The 19,283-nt window shown below is 65.1% G+C and carries 16 protein-coding genes; 2 read left to right on the forward strand and 14 right to left on the reverse strand.

The genetic code is table 11. The features are described 5' to 3' along the window. The first annotated feature begins 81 nt into the window (after positions 1-81). Entirely contained in the window at positions 82-936 is an 855-nt protein-coding gene (locus ACRQ5Q_RS36640; RefSeq protein ID WP_439370446.1) for an alpha/beta fold hydrolase, read from the forward strand. A gap of 313 nt (positions 937-1,249) precedes the next feature. Here ACRQ5Q_RS36640 and ftsH read toward each other — a convergent pair whose 3' ends face one another. The 12 genes from ftsH to ACRQ5Q_RS36700 form a co-directional block, all read right to left on the reverse strand. Then, positions 1,250-3,172, reverse strand: a complete 1,923-nt coding sequence (gene ftsH, locus ACRQ5Q_RS36645) for an ATP-dependent zinc metalloprotease FtsH (protein WP_439370447.1) — start codon at positions 3,170-3,172, stop codon at positions 1,250-1,252. 305 nt (positions 3,173-3,477) lie between these two features. After that, entirely contained in the window at positions 3,478-4,551 is a 1,074-nt protein-coding gene (tilS, locus tag ACRQ5Q_RS36650) for a tRNA lysidine(34) synthetase TilS (protein ID WP_439370448.1), read from the reverse strand. 258 nt (positions 4,552-4,809) lie between these two features. Next, positions 4,810-5,850, reverse strand: a complete 1,041-nt coding sequence (gene ybgF, locus ACRQ5Q_RS36655; protein WP_439394733.1) for a tol-pal system protein YbgF — start codon at positions 5,848-5,850, stop codon at positions 4,810-4,812. 189 nt (positions 5,851-6,039) lie between these two features. Continuing rightward, on the reverse strand, positions 6,040-6,528 hold the full coding sequence (gene pal, locus ACRQ5Q_RS36660; RefSeq protein WP_018641585.1) for a peptidoglycan-associated lipoprotein Pal: 489 nt from the start codon (positions 6,526-6,528) through the stop codon (positions 6,040-6,042). A 251-nt stretch (positions 6,529-6,779) separates the two neighbouring features. Continuing rightward, a complete protein-coding gene (locus ACRQ5Q_RS36665; RefSeq protein WP_439370450.1) occupies positions 6,780-7,505 on the reverse strand; it encodes an N-acyl amino acid synthase FeeM domain-containing protein in 726 nt (241 codons plus the stop codon). A 177-nt stretch (positions 7,506-7,682) separates the two neighbouring features. Then, positions 7,683-10,016 (reverse strand): putative bifunctional diguanylate cyclase/phosphodiesterase, encoded by a 2,334-nt coding sequence (locus ACRQ5Q_RS36670; RefSeq protein WP_439370451.1) that lies wholly within the window; start codon positions 10,014-10,016, stop codon positions 7,683-7,685. 236 nt (positions 10,017-10,252) lie between these two features. Beyond that, a complete protein-coding gene (gene tolB / locus ACRQ5Q_RS36675) occupies positions 10,253-11,599 on the reverse strand; it encodes a Tol-Pal system beta propeller repeat protein TolB (protein ID WP_439399935.1) in 1,347 nt (448 codons plus the stop codon). Positions 11,600-11,640: 41 nt separating this feature from the next. Next, a complete protein-coding gene (locus tag ACRQ5Q_RS36680; protein WP_439394735.1) occupies positions 11,641-12,600 on the reverse strand; it encodes a protein TolA in 960 nt (319 codons plus the stop codon). 4 nt (positions 12,601-12,604) lie between these two features. Then, the gene (tolR, locus tag ACRQ5Q_RS36685) at positions 12,605-13,057 is read right to left on the reverse strand and encodes a protein TolR (RefSeq protein ID WP_080139316.1); all 453 of its coding nucleotides are present in this window, start codon (positions 13,055-13,057) and stop codon (positions 12,605-12,607) included. A 43-nt stretch (positions 13,058-13,100) separates the two neighbouring features. After that, complete coding sequence (gene tolQ / locus ACRQ5Q_RS36690) at positions 13,101-13,817, reverse strand: protein TolQ (RefSeq protein WP_018641591.1); 717 nt, start codon at positions 13,815-13,817, stop codon at positions 13,101-13,103. Between the two features lie 891 nt (positions 13,818-14,708). Next, positions 14,709-15,419, reverse strand: a complete 711-nt coding sequence (locus ACRQ5Q_RS36695; RefSeq protein WP_439370453.1) for an SDR family NAD(P)-dependent oxidoreductase — start codon at positions 15,417-15,419, stop codon at positions 14,709-14,711. 25 nt (positions 15,420-15,444) lie between these two features. Further along, on the reverse strand, positions 15,445-16,212 hold the full coding sequence (locus ACRQ5Q_RS36700) for a serine O-acetyltransferase (protein WP_439370454.1): 768 nt from the start codon (positions 16,210-16,212) through the stop codon (positions 15,445-15,447). Between the two features lie 297 nt (positions 16,213-16,509). On the opposite strand from ACRQ5Q_RS36700, the gene ACRQ5Q_RS36705 reads away from it, so the two are divergent. Beyond that, positions 16,510-17,673, forward strand: coding sequence for an acyl-CoA desaturase (locus tag ACRQ5Q_RS36705; protein WP_439370455.1), 1,164 nt, complete (start codon positions 16,510-16,512; stop codon positions 17,671-17,673). Positions 17,674-17,829: 156 nt separating this feature from the next. Here ACRQ5Q_RS36705 and ACRQ5Q_RS36710 read toward each other — a convergent pair whose 3' ends face one another. Further along, a complete protein-coding gene (locus ACRQ5Q_RS36710) occupies positions 17,830-18,321 on the reverse strand; it encodes a DUF2852 domain-containing protein (RefSeq protein ID WP_439370456.1) in 492 nt (163 codons plus the stop codon). Positions 18,322-18,442: 121 nt separating this feature from the next. After that, the gene (locus tag ACRQ5Q_RS36715) at positions 18,443-19,183 is read right to left on the reverse strand and encodes a TetR/AcrR family transcriptional regulator (RefSeq protein WP_439370457.1); all 741 of its coding nucleotides are present in this window, start codon (positions 19,181-19,183) and stop codon (positions 18,443-18,445) included. Positions 19,184-19,283: the final 100 nt, after the last annotated feature.

Below are 19,283 nucleotides of genomic sequence, written 5' to 3' on the forward strand. Positions count from 1 at the left end.
CGCTACAACTGTAACGCCTTAGAAGGTGACGCGGCCGTGTTGCCATGCAGTAATGTCCGGGGGCGAATAGGAATAATCATCATGATGTTTCGCAAGGTTTTCACCGCACTTCTCGTCACGATCGCGATCAACGCGGCGCACGCCGCGCCGCGGTGGCTGAACCTGCCGCCGACGCCGACCTTGCCCAAGGCGGCGCAGAGCGGCTTTGCACCGGTCAACGGCATCAAGGTCTGGTACGCCGTGTACGGCCGGGGCGAGCCCGTGCTGTTGCTGCATGGCGGTCTCGCCAACGCCAATTACTGGGGGCACCAGGTCCGCGCGCTGCAACGGCATTACCAGGTCATCGTCATGGAGAGCCGCGGACACGGGCGCAGCAGCCGCGACCAGGAGCCGTATGGGTACGATCTGATGGCCTCGGACGTGATCGGACTGCTCGACCACTTGGAGATCAGGAAGGCGGCGATCGTCGGCTGGAGCGACGGCGCGATCATCGGCCTCGACATCGCCATGAAGCATCCGGAACGGGTGAGCAGGCTGTTCGCCTTCGCGGCGAACTCGGATCCGTCGGGTGTTGCCGACATCGCCTCAAGCGAGGTGTTCAACGCCTACATCGCCAGGGCGGGCGAGGAGTACAAACGCCTCTCGCCGACCCCTACGCAGTACAAGAGCTTCGTCGACGAGATCACCAAGATGTGGGAGAGCCAGCCGAAATGGACGGCCTCGGACCTCGCGGCGATCAAGGTCCCGACCTGGATCGTGGACGGCGATCACGACGAGGCGATCAAGCGCGACAACACCGAGTTCATGGCGGCGAACATTCCCGGCGCCGGTTTGCTGATCCAGCCGGAGGTCAGCCACTTCTCGTTCCTGCAGGATCCGGGGCAGTTCAATGAGGACGTGCTGCGTTTTCTGGGGCGGGGTGCGGCGGCGAAGTGAGATATTGCAGGGTGGCGCAAGCGTCCCCACCATAGTGAGAGTGGACACGGCGCATCCCGATCGTCTTGCGAGCCACCGGGTGCGCGCGAAGCGTCGCCCGATGACAGGCTCCGCGAAGCAAATCCAGAGTCCTTCCGCGGAGACATTCCTGGATCGCTTCGCTGCGCTCGCAATGACGGAGTTTGCGGCCACGACGCAATCCAGAATCTTTCCACGGAGGCAGTCTGGATTCTTCGCTGCGCTCGCAATGACGAGGCCAACAAAAAAACGCGGCGTTGTCGCCGCGTTTTTGATGTCATCTGCCGCTTTGGGATCAGGCCTGCGGCTGCGGCTCCAGGCCGGGATCCGGATCGGGCCGCGGGCGCGACTTGCCGGCCGGGGGCACGGCGGAGGCGCGCGGGGTGGTCGGCTCGAGCACGGACTCACGGTTCGGCTTCTTGCCCTTGAGCAGGTCGACGATCTCGTCGCCGGTCAGCGTCTCGAACTCGAGCAGGCCCTTGGCGAGGGCTTCGAGATCGGCACGCTTTTCGGTGAGGATGCGGGTCGCTTCCTGATAGCCTTCCTCGACCAGACGGCGGATCTCGGAGTCGATCTTCTGCACGGTCGCTTCGGAGGCGTTCTGCGTGCGCGAGACCGACATCCCTAAGAACACCTCGTCCTGGTTCTCGCCATAGGAGACGGTGCCGAGCTCTTCGGACAGGCCCCAGCGCGTCACCATCATGCGGGCAAGGCGCGTGGCCTGCTCGATGTCGGAGGCGGCACCCGAGGTCACCTTCTCGCGGCCGAAGATCAGCTCTTCGGCGACGCGGCCGCCCATCATGATGGCGAGGCGCGAGGTCATCTGCTCCAGCGACATCGACAGCTTGTCACGCTCGGGCAGCTGCATGACCATGCCGAGCGCACGGCCACGCGGGATGATGGTCGCCTTGTGGATCGGATCGGTCGCGGGCACGTTGAGGCCGACGATGGCATGGCCGCCCTCGTGATAGGCCGTCAGCAGCTTCTCTTCCTCCGTCATGACGAGCGACTTGCGCTCGGCGCCCATCATCACCTTGTCCTTGGCTTCCTCGAACTCGGCCTGCGTCACCATCCGCTTGTTGCGGCGCGCAGCGGTGAGCGCAGCCTCGTTGACGAGGTTCATCAGGTCGGCGCCGGAGAAGCCGGGCGTGCCGCGCGCGATGGTCTTGAGGTTGATATCGGGAGCCAGCGGCACCTTGCGGACGTGGACCTTCAGGATCTGCTCGCGGCCGACGACGTCGGGGTTCGGCACCACGACCTGGCGGTCGAAGCGGCCCGGACGCAGCAGCGCGGGATCGAGCACGTCGGGACGGTTGGTCGCGGCGATCAGGATCACGCCCTCGTTGGCCTCGAAGCCGTCCATCTCGACCAGCAGCTGGTTCAGCGTCTGCTCGCGCTCGTCATTGCCGCCGCCGAGCCCGGCGCCGCGGTGACGACCGACCGCGTCGATTTCGTCGATGAAGATGATGCAGGGCGCGTTCTTCTTGGCCTGCTCGAACATGTCGCGGACGCGGGATGCGCCGACGCCGACGAACATCTCGACGAAGTCCGAACCGGAGATGGTGAAGAACGGCACGTTGGCTTCGCCCGCGACCGCACGCGCGATCAGGGTCTTACCGGTGCCGGGAGGGCCGACCAGCAGCACGCCGCGCGGAATGCGGCCGCCGAGGCGCTGGAATTTGCCGGGGTCGCGCAGGAATTCGACGATCTCCTGCAGGTCCTGCTTGGCCTCGTCGACGCCGGCGACGTCCTCGAAGGTGACGCGGCCGTGCGCTTCGGTCAGCATCTTGGCGCGCGACTTGCCGAAGCCCATCGCCTTGCCGGCGCCGCCCTGCATCTGCCGCGACAGGAATATCCAGACACCGATCAGCGCGATGAAGGGCAGCCAGGAGACCAGCAGCGAGACGAACCAGGGCACGTTGTCACCCGGCGGCTTCGCGGTGATCTGGACCTTGCTGTCATAGAGGCGCTTCACCAGCGTCGGGTCGTTCGGCGCATAGGTCTGGAAGCTCGAGCCGTTGGTGAAGGTGCCGTGGATGTCCGGCCCCTGGATCACGACGTCGCGCACGTTGCCGCGGTCAACGTCGCTCAGCAGCTGGGAGAAGGCGATGTCCTGCGAGGAGGCGCGCTGGCCCGGATTCTGGAAGAGCGTGAACAACGCCAACAGCAACAAGACAATGATGACCCAGAGGGCGAAGTTGCGCAGATTGGCGTTCATCGATCTTCCTTCGTGGTCGCGCGGATCGCGGCCCTGATCCTTCAGGAGTTACTCGACCCAGTGACTTGGCTAGTTACCTGGGCAATTCGAGGAAATCCCCAAGAATTCCTCATCGTTAGACGCATACAATTTAGGTGCCGCCCCGCTCGCTGCCAAGGGAACGAGATGGGACTATTTAGCCCATCTTAGGGCGATTCCCGCTGAAATAATGGCGCTAAAGGCCGGGTTTTTCCTGCCTGGTTAAGGTGTCCTGACGGCGTGCAGCGGAAGCGGCCGGTGTCATGATCCGCCCTCATCCGCCCTTTTCAAGTCCCCTTCAAGTCTGCTTGGGACCGCCGCGCCGGTGCAGGCGCGATGTGAATACGCCCGCCGGCAAGGCTGATCAAGGCTCCCGCAAGGGTCTGCTTCAGGACCGGCCGTCCATTTGCGCCTGCGCGGGAGCCCAAAGCCAAGGCCTGATCGAGCGCTGACAACAAGGTTTCGACCTTGCCGAGTTCCGCCGGCCCTTCATGCCCGAGGGCGTTGATGGCCCGCAGCAGGAGCCGCAGCCGGACCTCCTCCGGCAGGCTGGCGAAGGCGATCCCGTCGAAACTTCGCCGGCCCGGCCCATGCGGCGCATCGTCGCGATCCGTCAAGCGGAGGAAGCGCTCGGCACCGTCAGTCAGCACCTCGACGGCCGCATTGGCGCGCGCCAGCCGGCCCGCGAGCCGCGCCAGGTTCCTGGCATCGCCACCCTCGGCCGCGAGTTGCGGCAGCAATGCGCGCAGCCGCGGCCGGGTGAACGCGGTGTCGCGGTTGGTGGGATCCTCGGCAAAGACTATTCCGGCCCGCTTCAAGGTCGCGATCAGCTGCGACTTCGGGATGTCGAGCAGCGGACGCGCCAGCACGATGCCGTCGCGCTCCGTGAGGCGCGCCATCGCCGACAGCCCCGAAAGCCCGCTGCCGCGAAGCATGCGCATCAGCAGCGTCTCGGCCTGGTCGTCGCGGGTGTGGGCGGTCAGCACATGGCTCGCGCCGGCGATGCGCGCGACCTGCGCGAGCAGGCGATACCGGGCCTCGCGCGCGGCGGCAGGCAGTCCCGTCTTTGGCTTGGCGCCGCGCCAGCGCAGGGTCCGGTGCGGCAGGCCGAGCTCGGTCGCGAGCCGCTTGACCTCGCGCGCCTCGCGCGCCGCTTCCGGACGCAGGCCGTGATCGACGGTGACGACGATGAGACGCGGGCCGCGCGACAGGCTGCGCTGCCAGCGCGCCGCGAGCCACATCAGCGCGACGGAATCGGGCCCGCCGGAGACTGCGAGCACCAGCGCCGGCGCGTGCTTCAGGTCAGCGAAGAGTTGCTTCGCTGTGCGCGCCGAGATCGGTGAATTGTCGTCGTCTGACATGACGCTGCAATCGTCCGCGGATGGATCGACTGTTTAGCGCAAGGCAATCCGCATTGTCAGCGCCTGGACGGTGCGAAACGGATGCCTGCCGATGGTTCACCTCTCCCGTAGGGAGAGGTCGGAGCGCATCGAAGATGCGGTCCGGGGGAGGGGTCTAGGTCTCACTGGTCGCGGCGCCCCCTCACCCGGATTGCTGCGCAATCCGACCTCTACCCGCTGGGAGAGGTGAGCCACGGTCGGCCAGCCGAGTCTAAATCACTAGCACTTCACCCGCTTCTGCTCGCGGTCGACGGCGGCTTTGACGCCGGCGGAGGCGCGCGGATATTTGCGACCGATCTCACCGAAGGCGGCGCAAGCGGCTTCCTTCTCCTTCAGCGCGGCGAGCGACTGGCCGAGCCGCAGCAGGGCATCCGGCGCCTTGGCCGACTTGTCGTATTTGGTGGTGACGGCGAGGAAGGCTTCGGCGGAATCGCGATATTGCTGGCGCTGGAAGTAGCTCTCGCCGAGCCAGTATTGCGCGTCGCCGAGCAGCGGGTCGTTCGGATATTTCTGCGCGAAGTTCTTCATGGTCTGCTCGGCGAGCGCATAGTCCTTGCGCTGCATGTAGCCGATGCCGAGGTCGAACTCGTCGCGCGGCGTCGCCGAGGGCGGAAGTGTAGTCGGGCCAGCGCCGCCACCCTGCGCCGGATAGCCCTGCTGCGCCGGCGGATAACCCGGCTGGGCCGCGGGCGGCACGCCTTGCTGGTAGCGCGGGGCGGTGTTGGCGAGATCGAGCGGATCGCCGGCATTGCGTCCGCCGGGCGCACCCGGCATCGGCTGCTGTCCGCCGCCGAGCGCGCGCGGCGCGCCGGGCGCGTTCGGATTCTGGTTCGGATCGAAGGCATCGCCGCGGCGGCGCGTGCCGGGCGCGCCGGGCCCGGGCTGCTCCTGAACGATCGGCGCGGGAGCAGCGATCTGCGGCTGCTCGTAATTCGGCTGCACGGCCTGCTGCTGGCGATAGGCCGGCGCAACCTGCGCAGGCGGCACCGCGGTCACGCTGGGCTGGACCGGCTGCCGTCCTGGCGCGGCTTGCGCGCCGCCCTCGAGTGCCCGCAGGCGCTCCTCGAGCTGCCGGTTGCGGTATTGCAGTTCCTCGTTCTGGCCGGTGAGCTGGCGCAGCTGGTTCTCCAGCCGCTCGATCCGCATCTCGGGATCGTCATCGGTCTGAGCCAGGATCGATTGAGCCAGGACGGGCGCGCACAGGGAGAGCAGCGCGGCGGTCGCCACGGAGCCGGTAAGAACCTTAAATCTGGATGACATCTTGCCCTGACGACGAAAGCGAAATGGCCTGCGACGGAACCTTCGACGCGCCACACATTGAAGTGGAGTACGCCAAAAATGTGACTGCTACCAAGGGGTTTCTGTCACAGATCGCTGAAACGAAACCGGCGCCCCTGAGGGCGCCGGCATGATCTTTTCCCGGAGATGGACGGCGCCTGACTGAAAGCGTCAGGAACTCGCGTTCAGCACGGTGACTGCCCGGCGGTTCTGCGACCAGCAGGAAATGTCGTTGCAGACGGCGACCGGCCGCTCCTTGCCATAGGAGATCGTGCGCATGCGGTTCGGATCGATGCCGCGCGAGGCGAGGAACGAACGCACCGACTGAGCTCTCCGCGCGCCGAGCGCGATGTTGTATTCGCGGGTGCCGCGCTCGTCGGCATGGCCTTCGATGGTGAAGGAGTAGCGCGGATAGGTCTGCAGCCACTGCGCCTGCTTCTCGAGGGTCACGATCGCCTGCGGGGTCAGATCGGTCTGGTCGCTCTCGAAGAACACGCGGTCGCCCACGTTCACGACGAAGTCCTGCTGGCTGCCCGGCGTCGCCGCATTGGCCATCGCATCCGTCGCAGCATTCTTGTTGGCGCAGGCGCCCATCGACAGCGCGACGGCAAGCACCGCGGCCAGCTTCAATCCCTGGAGGATACGCATAGGATGTTTCATTCGGGAGCCTCCACGCTCACGTTAGTCCACTGCTGTCCGGTCTACAGGGGGTTGGTTAAGCGAACGTTCCGTCAACCTTGACGGAACCTTGCCTCAGCCGGTCAAATGCCCCCAACCAGCGAAAAGCAACCGTCATGGTTAATGGGTTGTAAATGTGGCGCGAGGGTGAAGGCAAGCCGCGTTAACCGGCAAAATCGCTGGCATTGCTTGAATTTTGGGCCTGAGGCCGGGAGTTGCCAGAGTGCCTTAGGTCAGGCGTGAACGGCGTCCGCGACCAGCACCCGCCGCTGCGGGACCTGGCGCTGGCCGGCGCGCCCGAACAGCATGCGCCGCTCGAAGGCGGTGGAGCGCATGATCGGATAGCGCTCGAACACCTTCCTGCGGAAGGTCGGGAAGTCCGCCGCCATCAGTCCGAACGGCTTGGTGAGACCGGGGACCAGCCGCGGCTCGGCAATGGTCTCGTGCAGGAACACCCGCCGGTAGAAGGCCTGATGCTCAGGACGCACGATCGCAAGGCCGAGATCGGCATGGAAGTGCTCGCAGGCCATGTAGGCGAGCCGGGTCGTCAGATAGGGCAGCTCGGGGACGCGCTTGACCTGGTCGGGATCGGCGACGAACCGGGTCGGGTCGATCATGACCTCGCCGCGATCGAGCCGTGGCAGCAGGATGTCGGGAAAGACGTCGGCCGAAGTGGACTGGCGCCATTCCGAGTTCAGCACGCTGATACGCACCGAGCTGCAGAGCTTGCCCTTGAGATAGACGCCGAAGGTCCACGCGTTCGGCAATTCGTCATACTGGTCGGTGACGCGCGCGTCGGTAGATTCCTTGACGGCACCCTCGCGCAGATAGGCGCGATAGCGGAGATTGTAGATCTCCTCTTTCTCCGCGGCCGTTTCGGCAAGATGATAATCGACGTCGGTCAGGAGTTCGGCACCCCGTCCAACAGCCGAAATGATCGCTCTGGCTGAGGACTGCATTCCAACTCCCTGCCCACCACGGCTCACAAGTGCACACGGACAACTTCCACGCGCGTGATCCACTATTAACAGCTTCTTAATGATGAAGCAAAGCAATCGAAGTATTAGGGTTAACCTCCCGTAGCACCACGGTACCCGGCAACAGGCTGAAACAGTCGGGGATTTCGGGAAGCGGAATCAGGCGAAGGAGCGCGAGCCCACGACCTGGAGCAGGCTCTCGCCGCGCCGTCCATGCGAGGCGTTGAGGAGCTGGCGCATCCGCACGGCGGGCACCGGACGGCTGAACAGATAACCTTGCGCCTCGGACACGGTGCCGTCGGCGCTGATCAGCTCGAGCTGCTCGTTGGTCTCGATGCCCTCGACCACGACCGCCATGCCGAGGTCTGCCGACAATCGCGCGACGCCGCGCAGCAGCGTCAGCGGCCGGTCGGTGTCGATGCCCTCGAGGAAGGAGCGATCGATCTTCACCTTCTGCATCGGGAAATTGTGCAGGTAGCTGAGGCTCGAATAGCCGGTGCCGAAATCGTCGAGCGAGATGCGCACGCCGAGCGCATGCAGCTGCGACAGGATATCGTGGGTGAGCTGGGTGTTGCGCAGCAGCGAGGACTCGGTGATCTCGATCTCGAGGCGATGCGCCGGAAGCCCCGAGACCTCCAGCGCGTAGCGGATCTCGCTCAGCACGTCGCGCTGGTGGAATTGCTGCGGCGAGAAGTTGACGGCGACGCTGACGCCGTCCGGCCACTTCATGCATTCCATGCAGGCGCGGCGCAGGATCCAGCGGCCGAGATCGACGATCAGGCCCATGTCCTCGGCGACCGGGATGATGTCGACCGGCGAAACCGTGCCGCGCACCGGATGATTCCAGCGCAGCAGCGCCTCGCAGGTCGTGATCTTGCCGGACTTCAGATTGACCAGCGGCTGGTAGAACAGCTCGAACTCCTCGTTGGCGAGCGCCTTGCGCAGGTCGAGTTCGAGGATGCGGCGCGCCTCGACGGTCGCAGCCATCTCGTCGCGGAAGAAGCAGAAGGTGCCGCGGCCGTCGGCCTTGGCGCGGTACAGCGCCATGTCGGCGTTCTTGAGCAGGGTGTCGGCGCTGACCTTGCCGTCCGGCGAGGTCAGCGCGATGCCGACGCTGGCGCCGATCTCGACCAGGTGATTGTCGATGCGGTAGCGCTCGCTCAGGCGCTCGACGATGCGGCGGGCGAGGCTCGCAGCGTCCTCGGCCGACGAGATGTTCTGCTGGAACACCACGAACTCGTCGCCGCCGAAGCGGGCGACGAAATCCTCGGGACGCAGCATCTCGCGCAGGCGGTTGGCGACCGCGCACAGGAGCTGGTCGCCGCAGGGATGGCCGAGCGTGTCGTTGACCTGCTTGAACTGGTCGAGGTCGACGAAGAGCAGCGCCGAGAGGCGTTCGGCGTGGTGGGCGAAGGCCAGCAGCCGCTCGATCTCGGCGCGGAACGAGACCCGGTTCGGCAGCGCCGTGAGCTCGTCATAGCGGGCGAGATGGCTGATGCGGGCTTCGGCGTTGGTGCGTTCGGTGATGTCCTCCAGCAGCAGCACGGTGCCGCCGCCCGTCATCGGCTGGAACGTCCAGGCGAGCGTACGGCCGCGCGAAAGATCCGGATCGGCGGTGACGATCTCGCAGATCCGCGCATGCGCGATCTCGGCCAGGATCTGGTTGCCGCTTTCCGCCGAGATGGAGCCCGCGGCGATGCAGGCCGACACGATGTCGGCCGCGGTGGCGCCGCGCTTGACCAGATCCTCGGGCAGGCCCATCAGCTGGCCGAAGCGATGGTTCATCACCGCAAGGCGCCCGTCGGCGCGGAACATGCACAGGCCATGCGGCATGTTGTTGAGCGCGGTGTCGAACTGGCTCGCCAGCGCGGATTCGCGGAAGCTCGAGGTCAGCGCCTTGACGAAGATCGCATGCAGGCTGAGGTTGATGTTCTTCAAGCCGATGAAGAAGAACATGAGCAGGACCGCAAGACCGACGTGGTAGGGGCCGCCGTGCAGCAGCAAAGCGAGCGACATCGGACCGCAGGCGAGCGCGACGTGCCACTGGATCACCCGGGGCTGGCCGTAATTGCGGGCGGCGCCGCCGGCGGTGTAGCCGATGCCGATGGCGACAGTGAGCATGTCGGCCACCGGATCCTCGTTGTTGTAGATGACGACGAAGGCCCACACGCCGAGCACAGCTGCATAGCTGAGCGCGCCGATCCAGTAGCGCGGCTCCAGATTCTTGGCTTCTTCGAACGACAGCGGGTGCGCGCGGTTCTCGTATCCGCGCATCTGGAACGCGCGCGCGGTGCCGATGGCGATCAGCAGAAATGCGAGCGGCCACAGCCACACGTCGCCGGTCTTGAGCGCAGTCATGACCGCGGCGACGGCCGCGGAGGCCGAGCCCAGGAAGATCGCCCAGAAATTCTGCACCATAGAGTTGATGAGAGCGGCGTAGAGTATCGGCTCCAGCTCGTCTCGATCGCTCTGCTTCTGGTCGGCCAGCTGCATTGGCTAATTACGCGTCCTGTTCAGCGCGTACTTTTACCCAGCCCAGGTGAAGCCTTTCTGAGGGAACATCGTTAAAGTCGAGTTGTTTTTCGGCAATTGCGAACAGGATTTCGCTGCAATATCAAGGAACTAGGCAAGCGTTGCCGGGCACAAGGTGAAGGAAAGCTTGCTTTGCCCGCCGAACGCGAAAAAATCGGCGCTTTTTTTCGGAAACATCGCGCGTCTGAACGCGCGATCTATTGACCTGCCGTCGAGGACAATAGCGGCGACCATGCCGGGTCGGAGGCGAAGCCCGGCGTCGGCACCTTCAGCTCGTTGCGTCCGGAGATGTCGACGGAGTACAGCGACGGTCCGGCATTGCCGCCGGGATCGCGGAAGAACATCAGCACGCGGCCGTTCGGCGAGAAGGTCGGCCCCTCATTGTGGAAGCCGGAGGTGAGCAGCCGTTCGCCGGAGCCGTCCGGCTTCATCACGCCGATCGAGAACTGTCCGCCGCCCTGCCTGGTGAAGGCGATGTAATCGCCCTTCGGCGACCACACCGGTGTAGAATAGCTGGCGTTGGTGTCGTCCTTGGAGAAGGAGATGCGCTGCGCAGGTCCCCCGCCCGCGCCCATCACGTAGATCTGCGACCTGCCGCCACGATCTGACTCGAAGCAGATGCGGCCGCCGTCCGGCGAGTAGGACGGAGACGTATCGATCGCCGGTGTGTCGGTGAGCCGCGTGGTCGAGCGCGAGCGCAGATCCATCACGAACAGGTTGGAATTGCCGCCCTGCTGCAGGCTCATGATGACCCGTTGGCCGTCCGGCGAGAAGCGCGGCGCAAAGGTCATGCCGGGGAAGTTGCCGACGATCTCGCGCTGCCCGGTCTCGATGTTGAAGAGATAGACCTTCGGATCGCCCTGGCCGAATTCCATGTAGGTGATCTCTTGCGAGTTCGGCGAGAAGCGAGGCGTCAGCACGAGGTCGGAGCCGCGGGTCAGGTAGCGCACGTTGGCGCCGTCCTGGTCCATCATGGCAAGCCGCTTGACGCGGCGCTCCTTCGGCCCGGTCTCGTCCACGAACACGACGCGGCTATCGAAATAGCCCTTCTCGCCGGTCATGCGCTCGTAGATCTGGTCGGAGATGATGTGGGCGATGCGGCGCCAATATTCCGGCGAGGTGAAATATTGCTGTCCTGCGAGCTGCTGGCCGGTGACGACGTCCCACAGGCGGAATTCCGCCTTGAGCCTGCCGTCCGGCTGCCGCGTCATGCGGCCGGTGACAAGGGCCTGCGCGTTGATGGTCTTCCAGTTCTGGAATTGCGGCGCGACGTCGATGTTGCTGATACGCTCGATGAAGGCGGCCTGGTCGATCGGCGCGAACAGGCCCGACCGCTTCAGGTTGTTGGTGATGACCTGCGTGACGCCGGTGCCGACGTCGCCGTCGGACGGCGAGCCCGGCACAAAGCCGGAGATCGCGATCGGGATCGGCTGGAATTCGGTGGGATCGATGCGCAGTCGCGGCTGGCCTTGAGCGAACGCATGTCCGCTCCCGAGCATCGCGAGCGTCGATCCGGCCAGGGTCATGAAGCGGCGGCGGTTCATCGATCGGGCGTCATTCATTGCAAAATTCTTTTGTTCGGATGTCACAACATATCTTTCAGGCCGAAAGTCATCGGAATGAGCTTCCAGCTCTCGTACTGCTGTTTCGGCATGAACGAATAGACCTGGCACTGCACGATGGCGCGCTTGGCGCTCTCGGCTACCGCCTGGGCGATCGACCGCGACGGTCCCCTGACCGCGATGACGATCGGCTCGGATGCGAGCGATCCATCGATCTTCATGGGAATGTCGATGTCAGCTTCGTATTGATCGGCGTCCTGGCCGTTATAGGTGGGCGTGAAGCAGCGCTTGACCGCGCCCTGGAATGCACCGCGCCAAGTCGCGACGTTGTTCGCGGCTGTCCCGGTCGCCGATCCCAACGACGCCGACGCATTCAGCGCGGCGCCTGCGAGCTCGTGCCGGGTCGCGGCGCGCTTGTCGAGATCGCGCTGGATCTGCGCGGGATCGAAGGTGCGCTCCTTCGGTTTCGGCTGCTGCTGCGGCTGCACCGCCGCGACCTTCTGCTCCACGGGCTTCGGTGGCGGCTTCTTGGTGTCCAGCTTCTTCTGGAGCTCGGCGATCGGATCTTCCTTGGCCGGATCAGGCTTCTTTTCCTGCGGCTTCGGCTCTTCCCTCGGCTTGGCCTCGGCCACGGGCTTCGGCGGATCGGGCTTCTTCTCGACCGGTTTTTCGACGGGCTTCGGCGGCGGCTCCGGCGTCGAGTTGGTCTTGATCAGCTCTTTCTTCTCGGTGACCTTGCCGACGGCGTCTTCCTCGGGCTTGGCTTCCGCGATCTTCTCGACCTTGGGCTTGGGCTGCTTCTTATCGCCGGTCTTCTGCCCCGCCATCAGCTGCGCGAGCTGATCGGTGGAGATGATGTCAACCGGAAGCGACTCCTCCGGCGCGATGTAGGCCTTGCTGCTAAAGGTGAGCAGCCCCCACCCAAGCACGAGGACATGGAGGGCAATCGACGCAACGAGTGTCTTGTCGACGTTCACCTTCACCGGCTTACGACCCCTGATCCGCTTCCGTGACGAGGGCGAGCTTCTTGAATCCGGCACCGGACAACAGGCCCATCACCTTGGCCACCGTGCCGTAATCCGCCTTCTTGTCGGCGCGCAGATAGATGCGCTCCTCGAGCCCGCCGCGCGCATCCGTGATCGCCTTCAGCTTCGGCACCAGCTCGTTGATCGCGACCTCGGCGTCGTTGATGAACACCTTGCCCTTGATGTCCACCGACATCTGCAGCGGCTTCTGGTCGTTGTTTTCGAGGCTCTTGGCCTGGGTCTGCGGCAGGTCGAGCGGCACGCCGACCGTCAGCATCGGCGCCGACACCATGAAGATGATGAGCAGCACCAGCATCACGTCGACCATCGGCGTGACGTTGATCTCGGCCACGACGGGCTTGCGCCGGCCACGGCGCCCGCCGCCTCCGGACGAACTCGCAACGTTCATGGCCATGATCGCGTGCCCAAATTGCCCTTCACACTATACATGCCGTCCGTCAGCCCCGCTCGTCGATCTGACGGGACAAGATGGCCGAAAATTCATCAGCGAAACCCTCGAGCCGCTGGGCCTGCCGGTTCACCTCGGAGGTGAACTTATTGTAGAAAATAGTGGCAGGAATGGCGGCGATAAGGCCGACGGCAGTCGCAAACAGCGCCTCGGCAATGCCGGGGGCGACCACCGCGAGAGAGGTATTTTTCGACGCCGCGATCGACTGGAAGCTCGACATGATGCCCCAGACCGTGCCGAACAGGCCGACGAAGGGGCCGGCGGAGCCCACGGTGGCGAGCACCAGAAGGCGGCGTTCCAGCCGCTCGACCTCGCGGGCGATCGAGACGTTCATGACCTTGTCGATGCGCATCTGCAGCCCCGCGACCGAGCGGGCGTGGCTCTCGAAGGAGCGCTTCCACTCCCGCATCGCCGCCACGAAACAGGCGGCCATGGAATGCGTCGGCTTGGCCGAAAGGGTGCGATAGAGCTCCTCGATCGACTCGCCGGACCAGAAGGCCTGCTCGAACCGGTCCATCGAGCGGCGGGTGCGGGCAAACAGGAAGATCTTGTCGATGGCGATCGCCCAGACCCAGACCGAGCAGGACAGAAGTCCCAGCATCACCGCTTTCACGATCCAGTGAGCCTGCCAGAACAGCGCGATCAGCGACACGTCCGCGGAAGCGGCAACCGGAAGGGCTGACTGAGCCACGTCGGCCGGATTCATAAGCAGTATCCTCTCAAGGCGATCTCTAAACCTCATGTCACGGCCAGCAAATGACCGCCGGTTCCCCAACCGCCGCGCCAACCGCGCGGCCGGCAAGCCCGCTCAAAGCCTTGTCTTTCTGGGGTGCAGGGCTCGTCCAAAGCCGGCCGCCTGCATTCCCTGCCAAGATGTCAAAACTAAGGGGCCTTGACCCCAGGCCTTGACTTCGGGCTCCGGGCACGCCTGTCCACACTTACCAGAGCCCGCCGATGGTTAATGCGGGGTTACCGGCGGCGAATTTGGCTGCGGGAAAGGCAGGCAGCGCAGGGGGATGGCCGTTTTCCGCGACGGCAGGCACGCGCGTGAGGCCTGGGCGAGCCGCGCACCCCGGCGCGAGACAAGGTTCCCTCCTCGCCTTGCGGGGTATGGCATATGGAGAAGGGTGGCGGATAGCTCGCCCACAGCGCGTCCTTCGAGACGCCCGCCGATAGCGGGGGGGGCCCCCCTCACAGGATGAGGGCGGAGTGCGCGGCAACAATTTCAAGGTGCCAATGCTGCTGCTTAGTCTAGCCTCATCCTGTGAGGAGACCGCTGGAAGCGGTCGTCTCGAAGGACGAGGCGCTTGCTCCGGCCGCCACCAAGACGCCATCGGCGTGTTCCACAACTTGACCACGTCCTCATGCTCCCTCGGGCTGTCGCCGGACACGCGCAAGATTCTGGAGGGCATGGGCCACAAATTCGGACCGCCGCAACCTGCGAACCATCTCGCAGTCATCATTGTCGGCGCGCCGTCGCTTGACGGCAAGCAGGTCGGCAACAATCGTCACTACGGTGCGAACGATCCACGCGCAACAGCGTGCTGGCGGTCCGGTATCGATCGTCGTCACGGGCGACGCTCTTGCGGGTGGGTTGCTACCACTTCTCCTTCGAGGTCCGCACATCGAGCTCGAACGACCAGGCGCGTTCGGGCTGGCGGTAGAGGAAGCCGAAGGCATCGACGATGCCTTCGATGTCGATCAGGCTGTCCTCGCGGCCGGCCGCATCCGGAAAGCGCGAGAAGATCTTGTCGCCGGCGATGGCGCCGTCGACCACGACATGGCCGACATGGATGCCGTCGCCCGCATATTCCTTGGCCATGGCCTGAGCCAGCGTGCGCAGACCAGCCTTGGACGAGTTGAAAGCACCGTAGCCGGAGCGTCCGCGCAACGAGGCGCTGGCGCCGGTGAAGAGCAGCGTGCCTGACTTCTTCGGCACCATGCGGCGCACCGCCTCGCGGCCGAACAGGAAGCCGCCGAAGCAGACCACGCGCCAGGCCTTTTCGAAATAGGCGGCGTCCATGTCGATGATCTTGCCGGGCGTGTTGTTGCCGGCGTTGTAGATGGCGAGATCGAGGTGGTCGCCGGCGGCATCGAACAGGGCGACGATGTCGCGCTCGCTGGTCGCGTCCGCGACGACGGGCACGGCCACGCCGCCCGCCTTGGTGATGTCGTCCGCAACCGCCTGCAGCGCGGACAGCGTGCGGCCGGCGACGATTAGTTTCAGTCCGTCGGCCGCAAAGCGCTTGCAGAGCCGGGCCCCGAGCCCGCGGTCCGGGCCGACGCCGATCACGATTGCCGTCTTCATGGGGAGTCTCCGAGAAATGATGGGATCAGGCCGCGGATGCGGGCTCGGGGCAGTTGGTCAATCGCGCGGGATTGCCGACCGCGGTGCAGCCGGCGGGAATGTCCGACGTCACCACCGTGCCGGCGCCGATCTTGGCGAAGTCGCCGATGCTGATGTCGCCGAGGATGGTCGCACCGCCGCCGATGTAAACGCCGCGGCCGATACGCGGCGAACGCGCCGGCAGCTCGCTATGCCGGCCGATGCTGACGTTCTGAAGGATGGTGACGTCGTCGCCGATCACGACATTGGCGCCGATCACGATGCCGGTGGCGTGGTCGAGATAGACCCCCGACCCGAGGCTGGCCGCCGGGTGAATGCTGACCTGCAGGACGTTCGAGGCTTCATTCTGGAACAGCAGCGCCGAATCGATATGGCCGCGATGCCAGAGCCAGTGCGAGACGCGCCAGGCTTGCAGCGCGACGTAGCCCTTGTAGTGCAGCAACGGCGGCAGCAGTTCGGCGATGGCGGGATCGCGGCGTGCGATGGCTTGCAAATCGCAGGCGGCGGCTTCGATCAGGCCCGGCGACCCGCGAAAGGCGTCAAGAGAAAATGAGGTGAAGCGCGCGCGCTCGGTGGCGCCGATGCCAAGCCGCTGGCCGATCAAATGAGCCAGGGCTGCGGCAAAATCGTCATGGGCGAGAACGGCTCCGGCGAGGGCCTTGCCGAACACGGGATCGGCGGCGGCCGCGCGCTGCGCCTCACAGCGAATCTTCCGCCAGAGGCTGTCGCTCGCCATGATCGCGGCTTCCGCCATTGTCGCCTCCGGTATTCTGGCGCCTACTCAGGTGCCGAATATAGGGCGCGGGTTGCCTGCGCGCCATGCCGCCCGATCAACATGCCGCAGTCCCCGTGAGGCTACGAGCTTGCATGCCAGGCACCCGCGGCCATATAGTTCGTCAGCTGTTCGGCCGACGCTGCGTTGGCCGGGGATGTCCACGCAGAGCATTCTCAAGCCCCCGCGGTGGTCCGCCATCCGCGGGTTTTTCGTACCCGGCGTCCTGCGCGACCGATGCGATAACCCGATCCCCCTCACCCAAGGTCACGCCAAGACATGTCGCCCAACGCGCCTGCCGACGACCACCATGACGACGTCATGTATCCCTCCGCCATACCATTCGTGCTGGTCCATCTCGGCTGCTTCGCGGCCATTTGGTCGGGCATTACCTGGCAGGCCCTCGCGATCTGCGGTGCACTCTACATCGTGCGCATGTTTGGAATCGGAGCAGGGTACCACCGCTATTTCTCGCATAAGGCGTTTGCGACAGGGCGCGCGTTTCAGTTCATCCTGGCCTGCCTCGCGCAGAGCAGCGCGCAGAAGAGCGTTCTGTGGTGGGCGGCCAAGCATCGGCACCATCATCTGCATTCCGATACCGAACTGGACGTGCATTCGCCGCGCCAACGCGGCTTCCTGTACAGCCATGTCGGCTGGATCTTCTACCGGCAGCACGACGCCACCGACCTCGTGAAAGTCGGCGATCTCACGGTCTATCCGGAGCTGATGTGGCTGCATCGGCTGGAGCTGCTGCCGGCCGTTGTGCTGGCGGTACTCTGCTTCGCAGCGGCGGGATGGTCGGGTCTGGTGGTCGGTTTCCTGTGGAGCACGGTGCTGGTCTATCACGCGACCTTCTGCATCAACTCCCTCGCCCATGTGCACGGACGCCAGCGCTACGTGACGGGCGACGATTCCCGCAACAACTGGCTGCTGGCGTTAGTCACTCTCGGTGAGGGCTGGCACAACAATCACCACGCCTATCAGAGCAGCGTGCGACAAGGCTTTCGCTGGTGGGAAGTCGACGTGACCTATTACATCCTGAAGGTCCTGTCCTGGTTCCGCATCGTCTGGAACATGAAGGCGCCCCCCGAACTGGTGCTGCGCAACGAGCAGCGGCTCGGCGCGCGGGTCATCAACCGGGCGGCCCGCCAGCTTGCCGGGCGGTTCGACGCCCATGCGCTGGCGCACGCGATCTCGTCGGCACTGCACAGGGCCGATCTCGCCCAGCTGCAACTGCCGACGCTGCACGACATCTTCAATCGCGCCCACGAAGGCGTCGATGCGCTGACGCATCTGCATCTGCCGAAGATCCCGACCCGCGAGGAGTTTCTCACCGAGGCGAGGGCGATGTTCGCGCGAACCCGGTCGCTCAACGAGATCGTGGACCACGCCTATGAGCACTTCTTGACGTCGGTCCGCGCGCAGCTCGTCACAGTGCGCTGACCAGGTGACCTGCGAGGCCAATCTGAACGTCGCGGCTGCCCAGCCGCACTCCCCAAACCAAACCGCCCGCCTGCGGGTTGCGCAGACGGGCGGCTCGGGGCCATCAGGACTTTGGGGGCATGTGCCTGAAGGCTTTTGAGAGGTGTCGACTTCAGATCAGCCCTGCTGCTGGTCGTTCGGCGGCGGGGTCGGACGGGTCTTGTGCTGCGCCATGAACTGGTCGAACTCTTCCTTGTCCTTGGCGTGACGCAGACGGGTCAGGAAATCCTTGAACTCGCGCTGCTCTTCCTCGAGCCGCTGCAGCGTCTCGGCGCGGTACTCGTCGAAGGCGCGGTTGCCGGAGGACGGCGGGCCGAAGCCAAAGCCGAAGCCGCGGCGCTCCATGCGGTCGCGCATGCGGTCCATCTTGTACTGCATCTTTTCCATCTTGTTCTGCCAGCGATCCGGGTGGCTCCAGCACGACATTCTTCTGCTCCCGAGTGTGAAAAAGAGAAGGGCAAGTCCGATCGGCCACCAGATCATGAAGCCGAGGATGGTCACGGCGATCCAGCCGGGATGCCAGGGCGTGTCGAGCATGCGGGGACGCTCGTACTGTTGGTATTGATCCGAAGGGCCGCGCCATCGATTGACATCAGCGGTGTAGGCCATTTCCCATCTCCATCACGGCACCAGCGCCGTTGTGAATGTAAATAACATTTACATAGCTAGACCATCCCGCGATTTTGTCAAGCTGGCCGGCTGACACGCCGGGCGAATTATTTGCGCAACTTTATTTCGGCTTGCCCCAGGGCCCGCCCGGCGGCACGCCCGAACCGGAGGAGGCCTCCGGCGGTACCGGCGGCGGCTCGGCACCTTTCGCAGGCGGTCGGCGATCGGTCGGGAAGCCGAGGCCGCGCAGATAGATCAGCACCTCGGCCTCGAGCAGCTCGTCCGGCGACATCGGCAGCTTTCGCCGCGCGGCATCGCCCCGCGAGAACAGCGAGGCCACGCCATGTGCCATCGACCAGATGTGCAGCGCCATCATCATCGCCGGCGGCCGCGGCGTACCGGGCGGAGCCAGCGCGGCAAGCCGTTCGGCCGCTGCGCGGATGATGTTGAAGGCGCGTTCGCTCGCGGCCTGCAGCGCCGGATTGGCATCGACCGGCAGCCCCGATTCGAACATCGCGTTGTAGAAGGCCGGCTCCTCGCGGGCGAAGGCGAGATAGGCCTTGCCAACGCGCTCGAACGCCGTGACCGTGTCGGGACGGCCGTCGTCCCAAGCCGCGGTGAGGCGCGCCTCGAACTGCTCGAAGCCGCGCTGGGCGATCGAGGACAGGAGTTCGTCGCGGTCGCGGAAATGCCGGTAGGGCGCGGCCGCACTGACGCCGGCCATGCGCGCGGCATCGGCGAAGGTGAAGCCGGCCGCCCCCTTCTCGGCGATCAGCCCAAGGGCGGCCTGCAACAGGGCTTCCTTCAGATTGCCGTGGTGATAGCCGCGCTCGGCGCGGCGCTGCTCCTTGCGCCAGCTCATGTGAACGGCTTTTACATGAGCCGGGCGTGAAGGTCACTAGCGGGAATCGCGCGTGATTAACCCGTACTTCCACGGTCCTGCCGGGCCGATGCGTCAGCAT

This window comes from Bradyrhizobium sp. PMVTL-01 (assembly GCF_051861855.1).
Lineage (GTDB): Bacteria > Pseudomonadota > Alphaproteobacteria > Rhizobiales > Xanthobacteraceae > Bradyrhizobium.

What these genes read in the sequence shown, in the direction of transcription:
- ACRQ5Q_RS36705 (WP_439370455.1), top strand. Translation starts at nt 16,510, where the DNA reads ATGTCGCCCAACGCGCCTGCCGACGACCACCATGACGACGTCATGTAT.
- tolQ (WP_018641591.1), bottom strand. Translation starts at nt 13,817, where the DNA reads ATGAATCCGGCCGACGTGGCTCAGTCAGCCCTTCCGGTTGCCGCTTCC.
- ACRQ5Q_RS36640 (WP_439370446.1), top strand. Translation starts at nt 82, where the DNA reads ATGATGTTTCGCAAGGTTTTCACCGCACTTCTCGTCACGATCGCGATC.
- ACRQ5Q_RS36670 (WP_439370451.1), bottom strand. Translation starts at nt 10,016, where the DNA reads ATGCAGCTGGCCGACCAGAAGCAGAGCGATCGAGACGAGCTGGAGCCG.
- ACRQ5Q_RS36665 (WP_439370450.1), bottom strand. Translation starts at nt 7,505, where the DNA reads ATGCAGTCCTCAGCCAGAGCGATCATTTCGGCTGTTGGACGGGGTGCC.
- ACRQ5Q_RS36715 (WP_439370457.1), bottom strand. Translation starts at nt 19,183, where the DNA reads ATGAGCTGGCGCAAGGAGCAGCGCCGCGCCGAGCGCGGCTATCACCAC.
- ybgF (WP_439394733.1), bottom strand. Translation starts at nt 5,850, where the DNA reads ATGTCATCCAGATTTAAGGTTCTTACCGGCTCCGTGGCGACCGCCGCG.
- tolB (WP_439399935.1), bottom strand. Translation starts at nt 11,599, where the DNA reads ATGAACCGCCGCCGCTTCATGACCCTGGCCGGATCGACGCTCGCGATG.
- ACRQ5Q_RS36695 (WP_439370453.1), bottom strand. Translation starts at nt 15,419, where the DNA reads ATGAAGACGGCAATCGTGATCGGCGTCGGCCCGGACCGCGGGCTCGGG.
- ACRQ5Q_RS36710 (WP_439370456.1), bottom strand. Translation starts at nt 18,321, where the DNA reads ATGGCCTACACCGCTGATGTCAATCGATGGCGCGGCCCTTCGGATCAA.
- pal (WP_018641585.1), bottom strand. Translation starts at nt 6,528, where the DNA reads ATGAAACATCCTATGCGTATCCTCCAGGGATTGAAGCTGGCCGCGGTG.
- tilS (WP_439370448.1), bottom strand. Translation starts at nt 4,551, where the DNA reads ATGTCAGACGACGACAATTCACCGATCTCGGCGCGCACAGCGAAGCAA.
- tolR (WP_080139316.1), bottom strand. Translation starts at nt 13,057, where the DNA reads ATGGCCATGAACGTTGCGAGTTCGTCCGGAGGCGGCGGGCGCCGTGGC.
- ftsH (WP_439370447.1), bottom strand. Translation starts at nt 3,172, where the DNA reads ATGAACGCCAATCTGCGCAACTTCGCCCTCTGGGTCATCATTGTCTTG.
- ACRQ5Q_RS36700 (WP_439370454.1), bottom strand. Translation starts at nt 16,212, where the DNA reads ATGGCGGAAGCCGCGATCATGGCGAGCGACAGCCTCTGGCGGAAGATT.